Genomic DNA, 17,950 nt, shown 5'->3' with positions numbered 1-17,950 from the left:
CTTCCTCATTCATTTACGAAAGTAAACTCATTTGTCATCCATTGTGATTCGTTGTCTATAAGCGTTTTCTCTACGCAATACAAATTGAAATGTATTACACATTCAAAACTAGATAGTAAGCAAATTTTACGGCTAAAACCGATTTAAAATTTGATTAAGTCTTCGATCGATTAGTATTCGTCAGCTACACACATTACTGCGCTTACACCCCGAACCTATTAACCTCATCATCTTTGAGGGATCTTATAACCGAAGTTGGGAAATCTCATCTTGAGGGGGGCTTCATGCTTAGATGCTTTCAGCACTTATCCCGTCCATACATAGCTACCCAGCTATGCCGCTGGCGCGACAACTGGTACACCAGAGGTATGTCCATCCCGGTCCTCTCGTACTAAGGACAGCTCCTCTCAAATTTCCTACGCCCACGACGGATAGGGACCGAACTGTCTCACGACGTTCTGAACCCAGCTCGCGTACCGCTTTAATGGGCGAACAGCCCAACCCTTGGGACCGACTACAGCCCCAGGATGCGATGAGCCGACATCGAGGTGCCAAACCTCCCCGTCGATGTGAACTCTTGGGGGAGATAAGCCTGTTATCCCCGGGGTAGCTTTTATCCGTTGAGCGATGGCCCTTCCATGCGGAACCACCGGATCACTAAGTCCGTCTTTCGACCCTGCTCGACTTGTAGGTCTCGCAGTCAAGCTCCCTTGTGCCTTTACACTCTGCGAATGATTTCCAACCATTCTGAGGGAACCTTTGAGCGCCTCCGTTACTCTTTAGGAGGCGACCGCCCCAGTCAAACTGCCCGCCTGACACTGTCTCCCACCATGATCAAATGGTGCGGGTTAGAAAGTCAACACAGCCAGGGTAGTATCCCACCAGCGCCTCCACGTAAGCTAGCGCTCACGTTTCAAAGGCTCCTACCTATCCTGTACAAGCTGTGCCAAATTTCAATATCAGGCTACAGTAAAGCTCCACGGGGTCTTTCCGTCCTGTCGCGGGTAACCTGCATCTTCACAGGTACTATGATTTCACCGAGTCTCTCGTTGAGACAGTGCCCAAATCGTTACGCCTTTCGTGCGGGTCGGAACTTACCCGACAAGGAATTTCGCTACCTTAGGACCGTTATAGTTACGGCCGCCGTTTACTGGGGCTTCGATTCGTAGCTTCGCAGAAGCTAACCACTCCTCTTAACCTTCCAGCACCGGGCAGGCGTCAGCCCCTATACATCACCTTACGGTTTAGCAGAGACCTGTGTTTTTGATAAACAGTCGCTTGGGCCTATTCACTGCGGCTCTTCAAGGCTTGCACCCTAAAAAGCACCCCTTCTCCCGAAGTTACGGGGTCATTTTGCCGAGTTCCTTAACGAGAGTTCGCTCGCTCACCTTAGAATTCTCATCTTGACTACCTGTGTCGGTTTGCGGTACGGGCACCTATTTTCTAACTAGAGGCTTTTCTTGGCAGTGTGAAATCAACGACTCGTCGGATACATGATCCAACTCCCCATCACAACTCAACCTTACGAGTGCCGGATTTGCCTAACACTCAGTCTTATTGCTTGGACGTGCACTCCAACAGCACGCTTCGCCTATCCTACTGCGTCCCCCCATCGTTCAAACAATCATAGGTGGTACAGGAATATCTACCTGTTATCCATCGCCTACGCCTATCGGCCTCGGCTTAGGTCCCGACTAACCCAGAGCGGACGAGCCTTCCTCTGGAAACCTTAGTCAATCGGTGGATGGGATTCTCACCCATCTTTCGCTACTCACACCGGCATTCTCACTTCTAAACATTCCACATGTCCTTACGATCATGCTTCGACACGTTTAGAACGCTCTCCTACCATTATCCTTACGGATAATCCACAGCTTCGGTAATATGTTTAGCCCCGGTACATTTTCGGCGCAGTGTCACTCGACTAGTGAGCTATTACGCACTCTTTAAATGATGGCTGCTTCTAAGCCAACATCCTAGTTGTCTGGGCAACGCCACATCCTTTTCCACTTAACATATATTTTGGGACCTTAGCTGGTGGTCTGGGCTGTTTCCCTTTCGACTACGGACCTTATCACCCATAGTCTGACTCCCAAGTTAAATTATTTGGCATTCGGAGTTTGTCTGAATTCGGTAACCCGAGAGGGGCCCCTCGTCCAAACAGTGCTCTACCTCCAATAATCATCACTTGAGGCTAGCCCTAAAGCTATTTCGGAGAGAACCAGCTATCTCCAAGTTCGATTGGAATTTCTCCGCTACCCACACCTCATCCGCTCACTTTTCAACGTAAGTCGGTTCGGTCCTCCATTCAGTGTTACCTGAACTTCAACCTGGACATGGGTAGATCACTTGGTTTCGGGTCTACGACCAGATACTCATTCGCCCTATTCAGACTCGCTTTCGCTACGGCTCCACATTTACTGCTTAACCTTGCATCAAATCGTAACTCGCCGGTTCATTCTACAAAAGGCACGCCATCACCCATTAACGGGCTCTGACTATTTGTAAGCACACGGTTTCAGGTTCTATTTCACTCCCCTTCCGGGGTGCTTTTCACCTTTCCCTCACGGTACTGGTTCACTATCGGTCACTAGAGAGTATTTAGCCTTGGGAGATGGTCCTCCCAGATTCCGACGGAATTTCACGTGTTCCGCCGTACTCAGGATTCACTCAGGAGAGAAATGACTTTCGACTACAGGACCTTTACCTTCTATGGTTGGCTTTTCCAAAACCATTCGTCTAATCATTTCCTTTGTAACTCCGTATTGAGTGTCCTACAACCCCAATAGGCAAGCCTATTGGTTTGGGCTCTTCCCGTTTCGCTCGCCGCTACTCAGGGAATCGAGTTTTCTTTCTCTTCCTCCGGGTACTAAGATGTTTCAGTTCTCCGGGTGTGCCTTCTCACATACTATGTATTCATATGCGGATAACATGACATAACTCATGCTGGGTTTCCCCATTCGGAAATCTCTGGATCAAAGCGTACTTACAGCTCCCCAAAGCATATCGTCGTTAGTAACGTCCTTCTTCGGCTTCTAGTGCCAAGGCATCCACCGTGCGCCCTTAATAACTTAATCTATATTTCCTTATACATAACGTTTAAGAAAATAACTGTTATTAATCTGTGATGTCGTCTATAAAGACGACGCGCGATTATTAAGCTTGTTGAATTTCGTTAGAAATTCACTCGGTTTTTTGCTTGGTAAAATCTATTGCTTACTTATCTAGTTTTCAATGTGCAATGTTGAATGTTATAAACATTCAAAACTGAATACAATATGTCTCCGTTATTCCATGACCTAATGGTCATTCCGTAATATCCTTAGAAAGGAGGTGATCCAGCCGCACCTTCCGATACGGCTACCTTGTTACGACTTCACCCCAATCATTTGTCCCACCTTCGACGGCTAGCTCCTAAAAGGTTACTCCACCGGCTTCGGGTGTTACAAACTCTCGTGGTGTGACGGGCGGTGTGTACAAGACCCGGGAACGTATTCACCGTAGCATGCTGATCTACGATTACTAGCGATTCCAGCTTCATGTAGTCGAGTTGCAGACTACAATCCGAACTGAGAATAATTTTATGGGATTTGCTTGGCCTCGCGGATTCGCTGCCCTTTGTATTATCCATTGTAGCACGTGTGTAGCCCAAATCATAAGGGGCATGATGATTTGACGTCATCCCCACCTTCCTCCGGTTTGTCACCGGCAGTCAACCTAGAGTGCCCAACTTAATGATGGCAACTAAGCTTAAGGGTTGCGCTCGTTGCGGGACTTAACCCAACATCTCACGACACGAGCTGACGACAACCATGCACCACCTGTCACTTTGTCCCCCGAAGGGGAAGACTCTATCTCTAGAGCGGTCAAAGGATGTCAAGATTTGGTAAGGTTCTTCGCGTTGCTTCGAATTAAACCACATGCTCCACCGCTTGTGCGGGTCCCCGTCAATTCCTTTGAGTTTCAACCTTGCGGTCGTACTCCCCAGGCGGAGTGCTTAATGCGTTAGCTGCAGCACTAAGGGGCGGAAACCCCCTAACACTTAGCACTCATCGTTTACGGCGTGGACTACCAGGGTATCTAATCCTGTTTGATCCCCACGCTTTCGCACATCAGCGTCAGTTACAGACCAGAGAGCCGCCTTCGCCACTGGTGTTCCTCCATATCTCTGCGCATTTCACCGCTACACATGGAATTCCACTCTCCTCTTCTGCACTCAAGTTTCCCAGTTTCCAATGACCCTCCACGGTTGAGCCGTGGGCTTTCACATCAGACTTAAGAAACCGCCTACGCGCGCTTTACGCCCAATAATTCCGGATAACGCTTGCCACCTACGTATTACCGCGGCTGCTGGCACGTAGTTAGCCGTGGCTTTCTGGTTAGGTACCGTCAAGACTTGTTCAGTTACTAACAAATTTGTTCTTCCCTAACAACAGAGTTTTACGATCCGAAGACCTTCATCACTCACGCGGCGTTGCTCCGTCAGGCTTTCGCCCATTGCGGAAGATTCCCTACTGCTGCCTCCCGTAGGAGTCTGGACCGTGTCTCAGTTCCAGTGTGGCCGATCACCCTCTCAGGTCGGCTACGTATCGTCGCCTTGGTAAGCCATTACCTTACCAACTAGCTAATACGGCGCGGGTCCATCTATAAGTGACAGCCGAAACCGTCTTTCACTATTGAACCATGCGGTTCAAAATATTATCCGGTATTAGCCCCGGTTTCCCGGAGTTATCCCAGTCTTATAGGTAGGTTACCCACGTGTTACTCACCCGTCCGCCGCTAACATCAGAGAAGCAAGCTTCTCATCTGTTCGCTCGACTTGCATGTATTAGGCACGCCGCCAGCGTTCATCCTGAGCCAGGATCAAACTCTCCATAAAAGAAGTAAGCTTGATAAGCTCATTTTTGATTGGTTAAGCCAATCACTCTGAAGTACTTTCAGTACTCAATTATTGGAATTAACGTTGACATATTGTCATTCAGTTTTCAATGTTCATCTAATTTGCGTCTAAACAATATTGTACTAAAAACAATGTTTGTTTTCAACTAATTTTGTTAACTTATTTTTAACACGTTTATAAATATATAACATTTATTTCGTATTAACAAGAGTCAATTTTACACTTTCAAGAAAAAGTTTTGATAACTTTTTTCGTTGTTGTGCTGTCGTTTTCAGCGACTTTTATATAATATCAAGCGAGGTTTTAAAAGTCAACACTATTTAGCATCTTTTTTAACAAAAAATTAAAAAGCACAAGATTAAGGTGTAAATAGAATTTAATCTTGTGCTTTTTATCATTTCTTCAATGATTTACTGTCATTATTTAACTTTGATTTCTTTGCTTTTCTCTCTTCAAGAGACAACGCATTATATTTAGGTAATGTAATTAATTGATAAGCATTACATAATAATAATCCAAAGATTGTAAGATAAATCCAACTTGTATCTTCCACTCTTAAAAATGGTATAAGTTCTACAGTTGTCATAACAACCATAAAAAACATAGATGGAATCCATAAATTCTTTTTAGATTGTTTGTTTTTTATATTACTTGTGATGATTGCAAAAATAACAACAACTATTGGTAGCCATATAAATGATATGATTTGATCTGTTCCACCAAATCTTAAAAATCTAAAATACACTAAATCAAATATAGCAAATACAGTTACAACGATTTGTACATGTGGCCATATCTTTCCAAAGATACCTATGCCTAATTGATTAATGAATAAATAGATGAAATATGCAAGCTGACTTATAGTTGCTACAAGTAGTCCTACAACTAAGAACCATATTGAAGCTGCTATAAACTCACCTATTTCTCCAGCAAATAAATATTTCGTTACTTTATCATATCCAAAGATAAGTGACGCAATATATGTCACAACTACACCTATTAAAAGTGTATTTCTGTAAAATTGAATTAAATATTTTAAAGTCACTTGCTTACCTCCGCACTAATCTTCCTCTGTTATATTAATGATATTCTTAGCAATTTGACTATAAACTTTACCTAAATCTTCATGTTCTTTATAGATTGAAGGTGAAAAGTTATTTTCATCCCACTCAGGTTGGCTTAATGGAAGTTCACCTAATAACGTCGTTTGAAGTTCTTGTGCTAATTTTGCACCGCCGCCTTTACCGAATACATATTCTTTATTTCCTGTTTCTTTACTTTGGAAGTAAGACATATTTTCGATTACACCTAAAATAGAATGTTCTGTATGTTTAGCCATTGCACCAGCTCTTGCCGCAACAAATGCTGCAGTAGGATGAGGTGTCGTTACAATAATTTCTTTGCTTGAAGGTAACATTGTATGTACATCTAAAGCTACATCACCAGTACCTGGTGGTAGATCAAGTATTAAGTAATCTAATTCTCCCCATTTAACTTCTGTAAAGAAACTTGTGATCATTTTTCCTAGCATTGGACCTCTCCAAATGACAGGCGCATTTTCTTCGACGAAAAATGCCATAGAAATAACTTTAACTCCTTCACGCTCAACAGGAATAATTTGTTCGCCCTCGACTTCTGGCTTTTCTTGTATGCCCATCATATCTGGAACACTAAATCCATAAATATCAGCATCAACAAGTCCTACTTTCTTACCTTCTCTTGCAAGAGATACAGCTAAGTTAACAGCTACTGTTGATTTACCAACACCGCCCTTACCTGAAGCAATCGCAATAAATTCTACTGGATTATCTTTAGATAATAATCCTTCTATAGTTTGTTCTTCCATTACACCTTTGAATTTTTCTAATGCATCATCAGATAATTCGTCAAATCTTATCCCAACAGTTTTCGCACCATTCTCTTTTAAGAGATCTACAATTTCCATTTGTAAATCAAGTTGTGGTTGCCCACCTAGTTTAGCTATGGCAACTTTAACGCTCACATGTTCTTTTTCTTCTTTAATGCTAACTTCAACTATGCCGCCTGTTTCTTTAAGTGGTACATCTACAATCGGATCATGTAACGCTCCCACAAGTTCTTTAACCTGTTCTACTGATAACAAAATCTACGACTCCCCTTCTAAAATAATTATCTACTTATCATTATATTAAGTGTAACAAAAAATTTAAACATACAGGTAGTTTATTGTTCAAAAAAAGGCTGAGATCATAATCTCAGCCTTTAAATCTACTTATTTTGAATGATTAGGTATTCTTGTGTTGCGATGTTTATTTTCTGATTTAATAAATATAGATAAGACAACTCCGAAAAATACAATAACAGTCAATACTAAGAAAGCAATATTGATACCGTGAATCATTGCTTCAGATTGTAATATCTTCGCAGTATTACCAGCATTGGCATGTTCTAATTGTGTTTTTGAAGGTTCAAAATTCTTAGCACCAATTGACATAATTGTTACTAATATACCTGTACCAATTGAACCAGCGATTGTTCTTAGTGTATTCATCATCGCTGTACCATGAGATAACACTTCGTTTGGAATTGCATTTAATCCTGCAGTATTAACAGGCATCATAATCATAGAAACACCAAACATTCTAATTGAATAAACAACTATTAAATACAATAATGACGTACTATCATTTAGAAATGCAAGCATGAACGTTGTCACTGTAATGATTGTAAAACCTATGATTGCCAACCATTTCGCACCATATTTATCGAATAAACGACCTGTCACAAGTGACATAACACCTGTAATGATTGCACCTGGCAACAATAGTAAACCAGAGATTAATGCTGAATAACCTCTTGCATCTTGCATATACATCGGCATTAATAAAGATGGTCCTATTAAAGATACCATTGAGAACACACCAATGATTGTTGTTAGTGCAAATGTTTTATACTTGAATACTCTTATATTCAATAATGGGGTTTCTAATTTTAACTGTCTAAATACAAAGATTACTAACGTTACAATACCAACAATTAATGTAACGATAACAATTGGTGATGTGAATCCTAGAGATCCTGCGCTACTGAATCCATATAATAAAGATCCAAAGCCTACTGTAGATAGAATAATAGATGGTACATCTAAGTGAACATCTTTTGGTTTAGAAATATTCGTTAAGTATTTCGCACCAAAAGCTAATGCTACAACCGCGAATGGAATGATTGTGTAGAATGGACTTCTCCAACTAAAGTTATCAACGAGATAACCAGACAATGTTGGACCTAATGCTGGGGCGAATGAGATAACGAGACCTGCCATACCCATCGCAAAACCACGTTTCTCTTTAGGGAATAAATTAAAGAGTACAAATTGCATAAGAGGCATCATAACACCTGCACCCATTGCTTGAAGTACTCTTGCTAACATTAATATTCCGAAGTTAGGCGATAAAGCGGCAACTAACGTACCGATTGTAAATGATAACATCGCCATTAAATAAAGTGGTCTTGTATTAAATTTATCCATTAAAAATGCTGTAGCCGGTATCATAACACCGTTGACTAACATAAATCCTGTCATTAACCATTGACCTTGGTTGGCATCGATTTTTAAATGTACCATGATTTCAGGTATTGCTGTATTTAATAAGGTTTGGTTTAAAATCGCCACAAAGGCACTTACTAACATAACAGCTACTACTAAATTTCTTTTACCTTTTGAAATGTCCTGAACATTCATGGTTTCAACTCCTTCCAAATATACCTTTGCTATTATGCACTATTTTATTTCGGAAATCAAAATAAATGTTTCATCGGTTTAAATTTTTGCTATCTGGATAGAAAATTTCAGTACATATATATAGAACAGTGATAATGACTAATATCACCCAAAACTCAATTTTAATTTGTGAATAATATATATGTACTGTGAAATAAAACATAATTGTGCTAACAGTTATCGTTAATAAATGAAAAGTCATGCCCTTGAAATACGGATTATCATTCAGTCTATTTTTAAATCTATCTAATAAAAATTCTATAGCGACAAGTGTAAAGTACCCAAACAATATATAACTACCATAATAGAACAAATTATCTATCATACTTTTATTGTAATTGAATTCCGCTAAGCCATAATAAATTAAAATTCTGCTTAATCCAAACATACCAAAAGAAAGTAGTACAATAAAAATTGCACCAGACAATGTGAAAATACTTATTATAATCAATATGGACAATAAATGAAAAATATCAAAACGCTTATTTTTTCTTTTCATACATTGTGACTCCCTCTAAATATGTTTTACCTTTAAAAACTTTTTCTTCTCTTTTCTTTAAATATAGTTGCCCAAATAATTGTCAATATAATGACTACTAACATAATATACAACATAATATTTTGAACACCATAACTTAAAAATGAAATATTCAATACATATATTGAAGAAACGATTAAAGATCCTGTTGTACTACCAATCGTCTTAAATAATGTATAAATCGACATCATAGAACCTAGTTGGTGATGTGGCGCTTCTTCTTGAACAACGACAACATCTTTTGTATATACTGTACCAAAAGATACTCCCATTACAAAAACAGCAAATGGAATGATTACAATCCATTCAACGCCTGTTAAAATAGCAAAGCTACCAACAAACATTGCCAGGAAAGCTAACATATAAATAAGTTTCAATTTAAGTTGATCTAATCTGCCAAGTACAAACGTGATAAACAACCAACCTACCGACATTGGAAAAATGATTAAACCACTTTGTAATGGTGTAAAGCCTTGTTCATTTTGTAAATAGATTGGCATAAAAATAGTGTAGCCCATTAACATTGTTGAATAAATCATATCTGTAAACAACACGAGAATGATTTTTCTATTAAATGCTTCAACGGGTACAAATGGATTTCGCATACGTGTCTCCACTTTATAGAGTAATACGACAAATCCAACTAATAATATGAAGCAAATCACACGTACAATAAATGGTATATGTTCTGCAACGATTAGTAAAAAGCTTGCGACTACGCCATAAAATATAAATAACCCTTTATAATCTAATTTAGTTTTCTCTACTTTCTCTTGTTCAAAATTAAAATACTTAATAACCAACCACATTGAAACTAAAGCTATAGGTACGTTGATATAAAATAGAAAGCTCCAGTTTAAAGATTCTAATATTGCGCCACCTAACAGTGGTCCTACAATACTAGATATCCCCCAAACACTACCAACAATACCCATCACTTTATATCTTCTCGGAATTGGAAAAGCAAGTTTAGGTATAACTTGACCTAAAGTCATCATGACACCTGCACCTAAACCTTGGATGATTCTAGAAATGACAAGCAACGGGAAACTATGTGTCATTTCACTTAACCCACAAAATATACTTCCAATAATAAATACAGATATCCCTAATAACACCACTAACTTAATATTAATTCTCTTTACAAGTTCACCAACTATTGGTGTCATAAACACAACCGCTATTAAATATACTGTAAAGATTAATGCAACTTCCGTATCAATATTAAAGTCTTTTTGCATTGTTGGTGTCGCTAAAGATACGATTGATGTTTCTATAGCACTCATAAACATAATAAGTACTAAAGCCAACACAATTCCTTTGTTCTTAGTCATAATTCACGCTCTTTCGTATACAATATTTCCGTTAACAATTGTTAATTTAGCTTGAATTTGTGCTAAATCTTGACGGTTAACTTTAAATGGATTTTGATCTAACACAGTGAAATCCGCTTCATATCCTACTTTAATTTTTCCAGTACGGTCAGTTGTTTGACCAATCTCACTCGCAAGCGTTGTATATAACCGTAACGCATCAAATACGGATAGTGCTTCTTCTATGAAATACGCACCTTCTTCACCGTACGTTTGTCTATTAACTGCCGCATGAATACCTAGCATCGGATTCGGAGTTTCAATCGGTGCATCTGAACCGCCACCTATTATAATACCTAAGTCTAACATTGACTTGAATGGATATAAATATCTAGCTCTCTCTTTGCCTAATTTATCTTGAACCCATGGAAAATCACTTGTAATAAATTGTGGTTGTACATCACAAATCACTGGTAAATTCGCAACGCGTTGTAATAACGCTTCATTTAACGTACTAATATGAATTAATCTATCTCTGAGTCCGTTCTGCACAGGATATTTTTCTATTGCATCCAATACCATTTCACAAGCTTTGTCACCAATCATATGAACTGCTATCGCACCATTATATTTTCTTGCGATTTTTACTTTTTCTTCGAGTTCTTCTTGAGTAAATATCGCAAGTCCATAATTTGTTCCAGTCGGATCATTAGAATAAGGTTCTTTCAACAATGCTGTACTGCCACCAAAAGCACCATCTGCATAAAATTTCATAGCATCAGGTTCTATCCATTTATCAATAAAAGTCGCCTGTTCTTCCATCATTTGTTCATAAACACTAAAGTGGCGTAACAATCGTACTCTAAATGGCTTTTGATCTTCACCTGGTCCTACAACTGTTTTATAAGCATTTAAGACATCTTTATAATCTTCGTAATATCCTAAATCTTCTGTATGCGATCCTGTTATACCATATTGATATAAATATGTAATCGCGTTATTTAAATGTTTAGTAAGAGACTGTTCATCTTCATTTGAAGCTAATTCTTCAAATGGTTCCATAGCTGTATCATATAGCCAACCAGTCAGTTCACCTTCTTGTTTTTCATATGAACCACCGTCAGGATTTTCTACATCATTTGTCATATCTAAAATCTCTAATGCTTTTGAATTTACGATTGCTGCATGTCTACATACTCTTTTAACAATAACCGGATTATTTTTGCATAACGCATCTAAATCAAATTTATTAAGTCTAATGCCATTTAATAAATTTTCATCATAACCTTCAGCAACTAACCATTCACCTGGTTGTAATGTTTGGGCTTTCTGTCTAATTTTTTGTTTTACATTTTCAATATTGGTCTCACCATTTAAAATGACTGATGATAACCAAACACCAGTCCCCATAACATGAATATGTGTTTCAACAAATCCAGGAAACATCGTTCCACCTTTTAAATCGATTGTTTCATAATCCGTTGTTTGAAGTTGGTTTAAATCTTTTTGTGATAAAACAGCTTCTATCATACCATTGTCTACAATTACACCTGCATATGTATCATCTGGTTTTTCCATTGTATATATTGTTCCGTTCTGATATAACTTTTTCATTCGATTCAGCCCCTTTATACATTCAAGTTTATTCTAATTCTACATATTTAATAGTAAAAAAGACACCGATAAAATCGATGTCTCCTATTTTAATTTTATAAAGTTGATTTTTATTGTATGACATGCTTTACGGCAGCAACTAATGCTTCCGTTCTTTCTTCACCAAAATATGCTTTATATCTATCATCTGCATCATACATATTTATGATTTCTATGTGTTTCTCTTCTGTATAATTTGGCCAACTATATGTTAACCATTCTCTGTGTAACTTAGTCACTTCTTCTTGTCTTTCCAATGTTGCTCCTTGGTCTACAATATTATCAAGTTCTTCTACTAGTTTCTTTTCAATTTGATTTTTACCTTTAATTTCATCTTTGGTCATATCGAGAAACTGATCATCAGTCTGGTCAATTTTATGGCCACTTCTATCTTCAACTGTTTCTCCCTGAATCTCTTCGTTAATATTTAGCTTGTCACGATCGAATGTTTCAAAACCTCTTTTTTCTGACATTATGATTTCCCCCTATTCATATCGTATAACATTTAATATTATCTATTTACCCGTTTTGCAAAAAAATAACAAAAAGAGCGGGATAGAAATCTCAATATTCTAAAGAGATTACATATCCCGCTCACTATTCTTATTTCAATCGTCTTTGTTCACCTTTTTTAAGATGTTCATTAAACGTTTGTTTATTATTTCTACGTTGGTGTTTAATCAGTAATACAAATGCATATATTAATATTAGACCGAATATGAGTGAAACAATGCCCATAAACTGTAAACCATTTTGTTTACCGCCACTAAATACAAAGTAATAAAAGAAATAGCCTTGAATTAAAATAATAATTGTAAGAACCGTATAATACAAACGATAGTTCATCTTATCCTCCTACATAAAGTACATAATTGCTAGAAAATGAAATACTGAAGCAATCAAAATGAAGAAGTGCCAAATCATATGGAAGTACTTTTTATCTTTTTGAGCATAGAACCAAGCACCTACTGTATAACTAAGACCACCAAATAAAATAAACAACATAAATATTAACGATGTCTTATTGATAACTGATGGTAACATGAGAACACCCATCCAACCCATGATTAAATACATCGCTAAACTTAATTTATGATTAACGTTCTTAGCTGTTGATTTATATACAATTCCCCAAATTGTAATCCCCCATTGGACTGCCATAATAAGCCAACCTAACCAGCCGCCAACTAAAGATAATGCAATAGGAGTATAAGTCCCACAAATTGCGATATAAATCATACTATGATCAATAATTCTCATAATGTATTTCTGAGGTGATGAAGATGACATTGAGTGATAAACAGCAGATGATAAAAACATCAGCATAATACTGATAATATATATAGATACACTCGTCGATTTAAGTGCACCATCACTAATATAACTTTCTACTGCTGCGTATGGTAAGAAGAATAACAGAAAGAAAGCAGGGACACCATGTGAAACTGCATTTCCGACTTCTTCGCCAAAGGAAAGTGGCATAATATCTTTGAAAGCTTCTTTAACTTTCCCATTTTTTCTAGGATGAGACTTTGTATAGTTGATTTGTTCCATTCATATACCTCTTTTTATAATAGTTGATTGTTCTCTAAATCTCTTTGAGCTGTTTCAATACTGTCTTGTCCTTCTTTATTCTTTAAAGGACTAAATTCTTTCGTTCTATCTACTTGTAGTGTAGCAAATGTGTCTGCATATTGGAAAATATCAAAATAAAACAGTTCGAATTTCAATGACTCTTCTTCTACAACGCTGAAGTCTTCATCTAATTGTTTTAACTTCTTAACTGCTAAATGATACGGCAATGGTTTAGAAGCCGCTTCTATAAGGAAATCTAATTTAAATACATGAATACCTATATTAGCATTCTCTAATTTATCAACATCATCTTCAGATAGCTCAGAATACTCTAATACACGTTTTTTACCATCTATTGATACAAGGCGACCAACTTTTTCACCACTATGTGCTTTAATAGATTTAGTTGTTACATCACTATTATGCTTTACTGTAAATCCAACAAATTCAGGATCCAGAACTTTTACGAGCGCGTTATCAATGTTGTTTAAAAATAAGTATTCCACGCCATTTTCTTTCATTTCAGCAAGTAACTTTGTTTTCTCTAGAGATTTGAATACACCACCATTACCATTAGGTGTACGCATCACTCTTTTATTTGTATCTAAAATTAATTGACCATCTGTTGTTAAAGATACAATGTGATCTTGCTTGAAGAAGTGAATATAATTTTCATCGTAATCAAAGTATTTATTCTCTAAGAAAAATGACAGCGTATCTTTATGATTTACGTCACTTGTCATAATATACCAATGAATAGGTGTACCAATTTCTTCTTTTAATTGCTTTAATTGTTCTGCTTGTCTTTCGAATAAACTTTTGTCATTAAACGAGAACGTACCCTTTGGTCCTTTATGACCTAATCTTGTACCTTGCCCACCAGCCATTAATAATACCGCAAATTTACCATCTTTAATCGCTTGTATCCCAAGTGAACGGTAAGATTTCAGTTGTTCTTCTGAAAGTTGATCTTTAACTTCAAACTCAACTTGTTCTATATTATCTGCAACATCTATTGTCTTTCTATTTATGTATACATCTTGATATAGTTTATCTATTTCATCTAAATCTAATTGATTAATATCAGATTCTAATTGTTCTTTCTCACTTTGGCTCATCACTTTAGTATATTCTAAAATGTGATTTTGACCATGTTCTATCAGGTTTGTTTCATCTAGCATTATAATACCTCCGAAAATTTGACTCATTCTTATTATACGACTTTAGAACGATTTGTCTAAAAATATCATAAAAAATTTATAATTAAAATGATTATTTCAAAATTAAATGGGTATTTATAATAATGTGTTGCTTTAAACACAAAATATCCCTATATATAATAGGCCAAGGAGGATTTTATTATGAGTTTAGGAGATAAGTTTAACGATGCAAAAGACAAAGCAGTTGAAAAAGGTAAAGATCATGTAGAAGAGAATAAAGACGAATATACTGAAAAAGGTAAAGACTTCGCTAAAGATAAAGGCGAAGATTTAAAAGGTAAATTCGGAAAATAACATAATGTTTAATGGAAGCTAAGACACTACCTTTTGTCTTAGCTTCTTTTTTATATAAACAATCGATAAATATCTTTCCACCATAAAACGACCGTGATAATGGTAAATGCAGATGATAGACTTAAATCCATAACACCGCCTGTTCTAAATACAATGGGTAATTTAACTGAGACATTTAAAGGATAAAATAGTTTAACGCCTCTTGGTGTTAACATATCTAAAATAATATGCGATAACATACCTAATATAATCGAAACTAAATATGGTTCTGGTGCGGATATGCTTCTCAATCCCCAAAATATTAAAAATAGAAATAATAATGAATGGGTAAACGTTCGGTGTCCAAAAATTAATCTAACAATAAAACTAATAGGAAATATTTTCTTGCCTAGATTACTTTTGAAATGACAAATATCTGGGACCAAACTTGCTACGCCACACAAACTTACAATCGTAAATGAAGTAAAAATATCTTCTCCATAATAAATACTTAATGATGACCCGATGAATATACCGCATGAAAGATGTGTTTTTCCTGTCATATTAATGTTTCCTCTTTTCAATTACTTTATTTTATTTTACCACAGAATACCGAACAAGTATACGAACACTTTGTGACTTTATAGTGATATACCTCACATAATTACAATTCAAATGACAAAATTGTGAAAAGAATCACATAAGTATTGATTTGTTATTAATCCCTGTTAAACTATAGTTGTAAGTCATATTAAACATAACCCTATACCATTGTTGAAATAACCCCCTTATTTCACAATAAAAAAACGTTCATCAATTACGATGAACGTTTTTTTATTTAGCTTGCTTTATTTAATTGCGTTTCTTGATGATAATCACTTTGAGTGGTTTCATTGTTGCTTGATTGTTGAGCGCGATTTTGACTTTGCCCTTCTCTATTTGTATTCTCATCTTGTTGGTTCGTGTTTCGAGAAGGATCTGTTTGATTATTATCCTCTTCGTATGGTTCATTACTTTGTTCATTTGATCCTTGACTAGAATCTTCATTTGTGTTTGAGTGTTGTTGATCATGATGACCTTGATTATTTTGATCATTTTCTTTAGGTAATGAACAGCCATCATCATTACATAAGTAACCATCACGTGATAAATTTTGCCAAGCTCTCGTAAATTCTATTGTATTTTCTGCTTTATCACATTCCGCTTGAGAGTTACCTTGATTTAATAAACAATTTCTAGCTACTGTATAAGCTTCTGTATCAAACGTTTCAGTTTCATTGTGATTGTTTGGTTTAACACCATTTACATTTTCTTCTACTGGAATTTCATCTGTAGATTGTTGATTGTTATTATCATTTTGTTCGTTCTGATTATTATTATTATTTGGTTTTGATTTTTCTTCTTTAGTTTTAACATCTTCACCTGTCGATTCTGCAGTTGTTTTTTCTTCAGTAGTAGTCGTTTCAGATGATTTTTCGTTATCATTATGTTCATTATTCTTAGAAGTTTGGTTGTCACATGCTACTAGAAATAATAAGCAAACTGTTAAGAGACCATAAATCCATTTCATAGAATCACTCCTCGGCCTTTTTGCTTTTTCTTTCTTACTATTCATTAAAGACACTTCTTTCTTATAAAATAATTAAGCATTTAATAAAACATAAGAATATCATACATGATAAACTAACATTAGTAAAAACTATTGTAACATGTAGGAGGTATTAAATATGTATAGAAATGTTAAAAAGGATGAGTGGACAGGTAGAACAGATAGTACAACATTGCGTTCTGCTTTTAGATTTCATCAAATCGTTGATTCAATTCATATTGAGAAAGAAGACATTACACCAAAGAAAGAATTCGAAAATCAAGTTAATATGGCACTTATAGGTTTTGAATGCGATGAAGGTGTTTCTAGAAATAATGGTCGACCAGGTGCTGTAGATGGTCCTAAACATTTTAGAAAAGCCTTAAGTCCTTTACCAATACATAATGAGTATTTACATTTAACTGACTACGGAGATATCATTTGCCACAAAAATAAAATGGAAGAAGCGCAATCAGAACTTGGAGATAAAATCTCAAACATATTATTACATAATGACTTTACAGTTATTATCGGTGGTGGTCATGAAGTATTATATGGCCATTATTTAGGCGTAAGAAAAGCCAACAAAGACAAAAAAATTGGCATCATCAATATAGACGCACATTTTGATATGAGAGATTACGATGAGAAACCATCTTCTGGCACAATGTTTAAACAGATTTTAGATCAAGACGATCAAGTTGGTTATTTCGTGCTAGGCATTCAGAAAAATGGTAATACAAAAGCACTCTTCGAAAGAGCTGATGAATACGGTGTCCAATACATTCGTGAAGATGAGCTTCGTAGCCATTTATCAATAGAGACTATTACTTCTATTAATTCATTTATTGAAGGATATGACGAAATCCTCATTACATTATGTACAGATTCGATAGATGTAAGTTATGCGCCTGCAGTAAGTGCACCTTGTATTATGGGCTTACAACCTCAAATTGTTCAAACAATTTTACAATTAGTTACAAACTCAAACAAAAGTTCAAGCATTAGTATTGCTGAACTATCACCAAGATTCGATATAGATAATCGAACTGCAAGATTACTTGCTAATATTGCATCGAATATTTATCACGATCAAGCAGAAGTTATTCAATCACAGTGGGAGTCCTAAA

The 17,950-nt window shown here is 36.3% G+C and carries 14 protein-coding genes and 2 rRNA genes; 2 read left to right on the top strand and 14 right to left on the bottom strand.

The window, feature by feature from the left end; translation table 11 throughout:
* Window positions 1–150: 150 nt before the first annotated feature.
* The 12 genes from MHH94_RS02615 to MHH94_RS02560 all read right to left on the bottom strand — a co-directional run bounded on the left by MHH94_RS02615 (window position 151) and on the right by MHH94_RS02560 (window position 14,920).
* Window positions 151–3,077 (bottom strand): 23S ribosomal RNA (locus MHH94_RS02615).
* A 249-nt stretch (window positions 3,078–3,326) separates the two neighbouring features.
* Window positions 3,327–4,879: ribosomal RNA gene (locus MHH94_RS02610) — 16S ribosomal RNA — on the bottom strand.
* Together the 16S and 23S rRNA genes form the textbook arrangement of a ribosomal RNA operon.
* A 415-nt stretch (window positions 4,880–5,294) precedes the next feature.
* On the bottom strand, window positions 5,295–5,945 hold the full coding sequence (locus tag MHH94_RS02605; RefSeq protein WP_048540107.1) for a KinB-signaling pathway activation protein: 651 nt from the start codon (window positions 5,943–5,945) through the stop codon (window positions 5,295–5,297).
* A gap of 15 nt (window positions 5,946–5,960) precedes the next feature.
* Window positions 5,961–7,022: an Mrp/NBP35 family ATP-binding protein gene (locus MHH94_RS02600; protein ID WP_049321026.1), complete on the bottom strand. Its 1,062-nt coding sequence runs from the start codon at window positions 7,020–7,022 to the stop codon at window positions 5,961–5,963.
* Between the two features lie 129 nt (window positions 7,023–7,151).
* Window positions 7,152–8,621: an MDR family MFS transporter gene (locus MHH94_RS02595; RefSeq protein WP_048540103.1), complete on the bottom strand. Its 1,470-nt coding sequence runs from the start codon at window positions 8,619–8,621 to the stop codon at window positions 7,152–7,154.
* A gap of 70 nt (window positions 8,622–8,691) precedes the next feature.
* Complete coding sequence (locus MHH94_RS02590; RefSeq protein ID WP_048540101.1) at window positions 8,692–9,159, bottom strand: SepA family multidrug efflux transporter; 468 nt, start codon at window positions 9,157–9,159, stop codon at window positions 8,692–8,694.
* Between the two features lie 32 nt (window positions 9,160–9,191).
* Window positions 9,192–10,532, bottom strand: a complete 1,341-nt coding sequence (gene sdrM / locus MHH94_RS02585; protein ID WP_058591252.1) for a multidrug efflux MFS transporter SdrM — start codon at window positions 10,530–10,532, stop codon at window positions 9,192–9,194.
* Between the two features lie 3 nt (window positions 10,533–10,535).
* Entirely contained in the window at window positions 10,536–12,125 is a 1,590-nt protein-coding gene (locus MHH94_RS02580; protein ID WP_119469685.1) for an amidohydrolase, read from the bottom strand.
* A 110-nt stretch (window positions 12,126–12,235) separates the two neighbouring features.
* Window positions 12,236–12,637, bottom strand: coding sequence for a TipAS antibiotic-recognition domain-containing protein (locus tag MHH94_RS02575; RefSeq protein ID WP_119469684.1), 402 nt, complete (start codon window positions 12,635–12,637; stop codon window positions 12,236–12,238).
* A gap of 130 nt (window positions 12,638–12,767) precedes the next feature.
* Window positions 12,768–13,010: a hypothetical protein gene (locus tag MHH94_RS02570; RefSeq protein WP_048540094.1), complete on the bottom strand. Its 243-nt coding sequence runs from the start codon at window positions 13,008–13,010 to the stop codon at window positions 12,768–12,770.
* Between the two features lie 9 nt (window positions 13,011–13,019).
* On the bottom strand, window positions 13,020–13,718 hold the full coding sequence (gene trhA, locus MHH94_RS02565; RefSeq protein WP_048540092.1) for a PAQR family membrane homeostasis protein TrhA: 699 nt from the start codon (window positions 13,716–13,718) through the stop codon (window positions 13,020–13,022).
* A gap of 14 nt (window positions 13,719–13,732) precedes the next feature.
* On the bottom strand, window positions 13,733–14,920 hold the full coding sequence (locus MHH94_RS02560; protein ID WP_119469683.1) for a UTP--glucose-1-phosphate uridylyltransferase: 1,188 nt from the start codon (window positions 14,918–14,920) through the stop codon (window positions 13,733–13,735).
* A 180-nt stretch (window positions 14,921–15,100) separates the two neighbouring features.
* On the opposite strand from MHH94_RS02560, the gene MHH94_RS02555 reads away from it, so the two are divergent.
* On the top strand, window positions 15,101–15,253 hold the full coding sequence (locus MHH94_RS02555) for a hypothetical protein (RefSeq protein ID WP_167388692.1): 153 nt from the start codon (window positions 15,101–15,103) through the stop codon (window positions 15,251–15,253).
* Between the two features lie 50 nt (window positions 15,254–15,303).
* Here MHH94_RS02555 and MHH94_RS02550 read toward each other — a convergent pair whose 3' ends face one another.
* Together MHH94_RS02550 and MHH94_RS02545 are read right to left on the bottom strand one after the other, a co-directional pair.
* Entirely contained in the window at window positions 15,304–15,795 is a 492-nt protein-coding gene (locus MHH94_RS02550) for a metal-dependent hydrolase (protein WP_048540088.1), read from the bottom strand.
* 275 nt (window positions 15,796–16,070) lie between these two features.
* Window positions 16,071–16,802, bottom strand: coding sequence for a hypothetical protein (locus MHH94_RS02545; protein WP_058591256.1), 732 nt, complete (start codon window positions 16,800–16,802; stop codon window positions 16,071–16,073).
* 157 nt (window positions 16,803–16,959) lie between these two features.
* Between MHH94_RS02545 and hutG the strand changes: the two genes are divergently transcribed.
* Window positions 16,960–17,949 carry a formimidoylglutamase gene (hutG, locus tag MHH94_RS02540; RefSeq protein WP_058591257.1) on the top strand — a complete coding sequence of 330 codons (990 nt, stop codon included), beginning with the start codon at window positions 16,960–16,962 and terminating at the stop codon, window positions 17,947–17,949.
* Window position 17,950: the final 1 nt, after the last annotated feature.

Origin of the sequence: Mammaliicoccus sp. FSL K6-3158 (genome assembly GCF_038005105.1) — a bacterium.
Classification (GTDB): Bacteria; Bacillota; Bacilli; order Staphylococcales; family Staphylococcaceae; genus Mammaliicoccus; species Mammaliicoccus sciuri.
Note: the sequence above shows the minus strand (reverse complement) of the source record. Positions and strands in the feature narration are given on the sequence as shown.

Excerpts from the sequence above, each read along its gene's own strand:
- MHH94_RS02595 (WP_048540103.1), bottom strand. The coding sequence starts at position 8,621 with ATGAATGTTCAGGACATTTCAAAAGGTAAAAGAAATTTAGTAGTAGCT.
- MHH94_RS02590 (WP_048540101.1), bottom strand. The coding sequence starts at position 9,159 with ATGAAAAGAAAAAATAAGCGTTTTGATATTTTTCATTTATTGTCCATA.
- sdrM (WP_058591252.1), bottom strand. The coding sequence starts at position 10,532 with ATGACTAAGAACAAAGGAATTGTGTTGGCTTTAGTACTTATTATGTTT.
- MHH94_RS02580 (WP_119469685.1), bottom strand. The coding sequence starts at position 12,125 with ATGAAAAAGTTATATCAGAACGGAACAATATATACAATGGAAAAACCA.
- MHH94_RS02575 (WP_119469684.1), bottom strand. The coding sequence starts at position 12,637 with ATGTCAGAAAAAAGAGGTTTTGAAACATTCGATCGTGACAAGCTAAAT.
- MHH94_RS02570 (WP_048540094.1), bottom strand. The coding sequence starts at position 13,010 with ATGAACTATCGTTTGTATTATACGGTTCTTACAATTATTATTTTAATT.
- trhA (WP_048540092.1), bottom strand. The coding sequence starts at position 13,718 with ATGGAACAAATCAACTATACAAAGTCTCATCCTAGAAAAAATGGGAAA.
- MHH94_RS02560 (WP_119469683.1), bottom strand. The coding sequence starts at position 14,920 with ATGCTAGATGAAACAAACCTGATAGAACATGGTCAAAATCACATTTTA.
- MHH94_RS02555 (WP_167388692.1), top strand. The coding sequence starts at position 15,101 with ATGAGTTTAGGAGATAAGTTTAACGATGCAAAAGACAAAGCAGTTGAA.
- MHH94_RS02550 (WP_048540088.1), bottom strand. The coding sequence starts at position 15,795 with ATGACAGGAAAAACACATCTTTCATGCGGTATATTCATCGGGTCATCA.
- MHH94_RS02545 (WP_058591256.1), bottom strand. The coding sequence starts at position 16,802 with ATGAAATGGATTTATGGTCTCTTAACAGTTTGCTTATTATTTCTAGTA.
- hutG (WP_058591257.1), top strand. The coding sequence starts at position 16,960 with ATGTATAGAAATGTTAAAAAGGATGAGTGGACAGGTAGAACAGATAGT.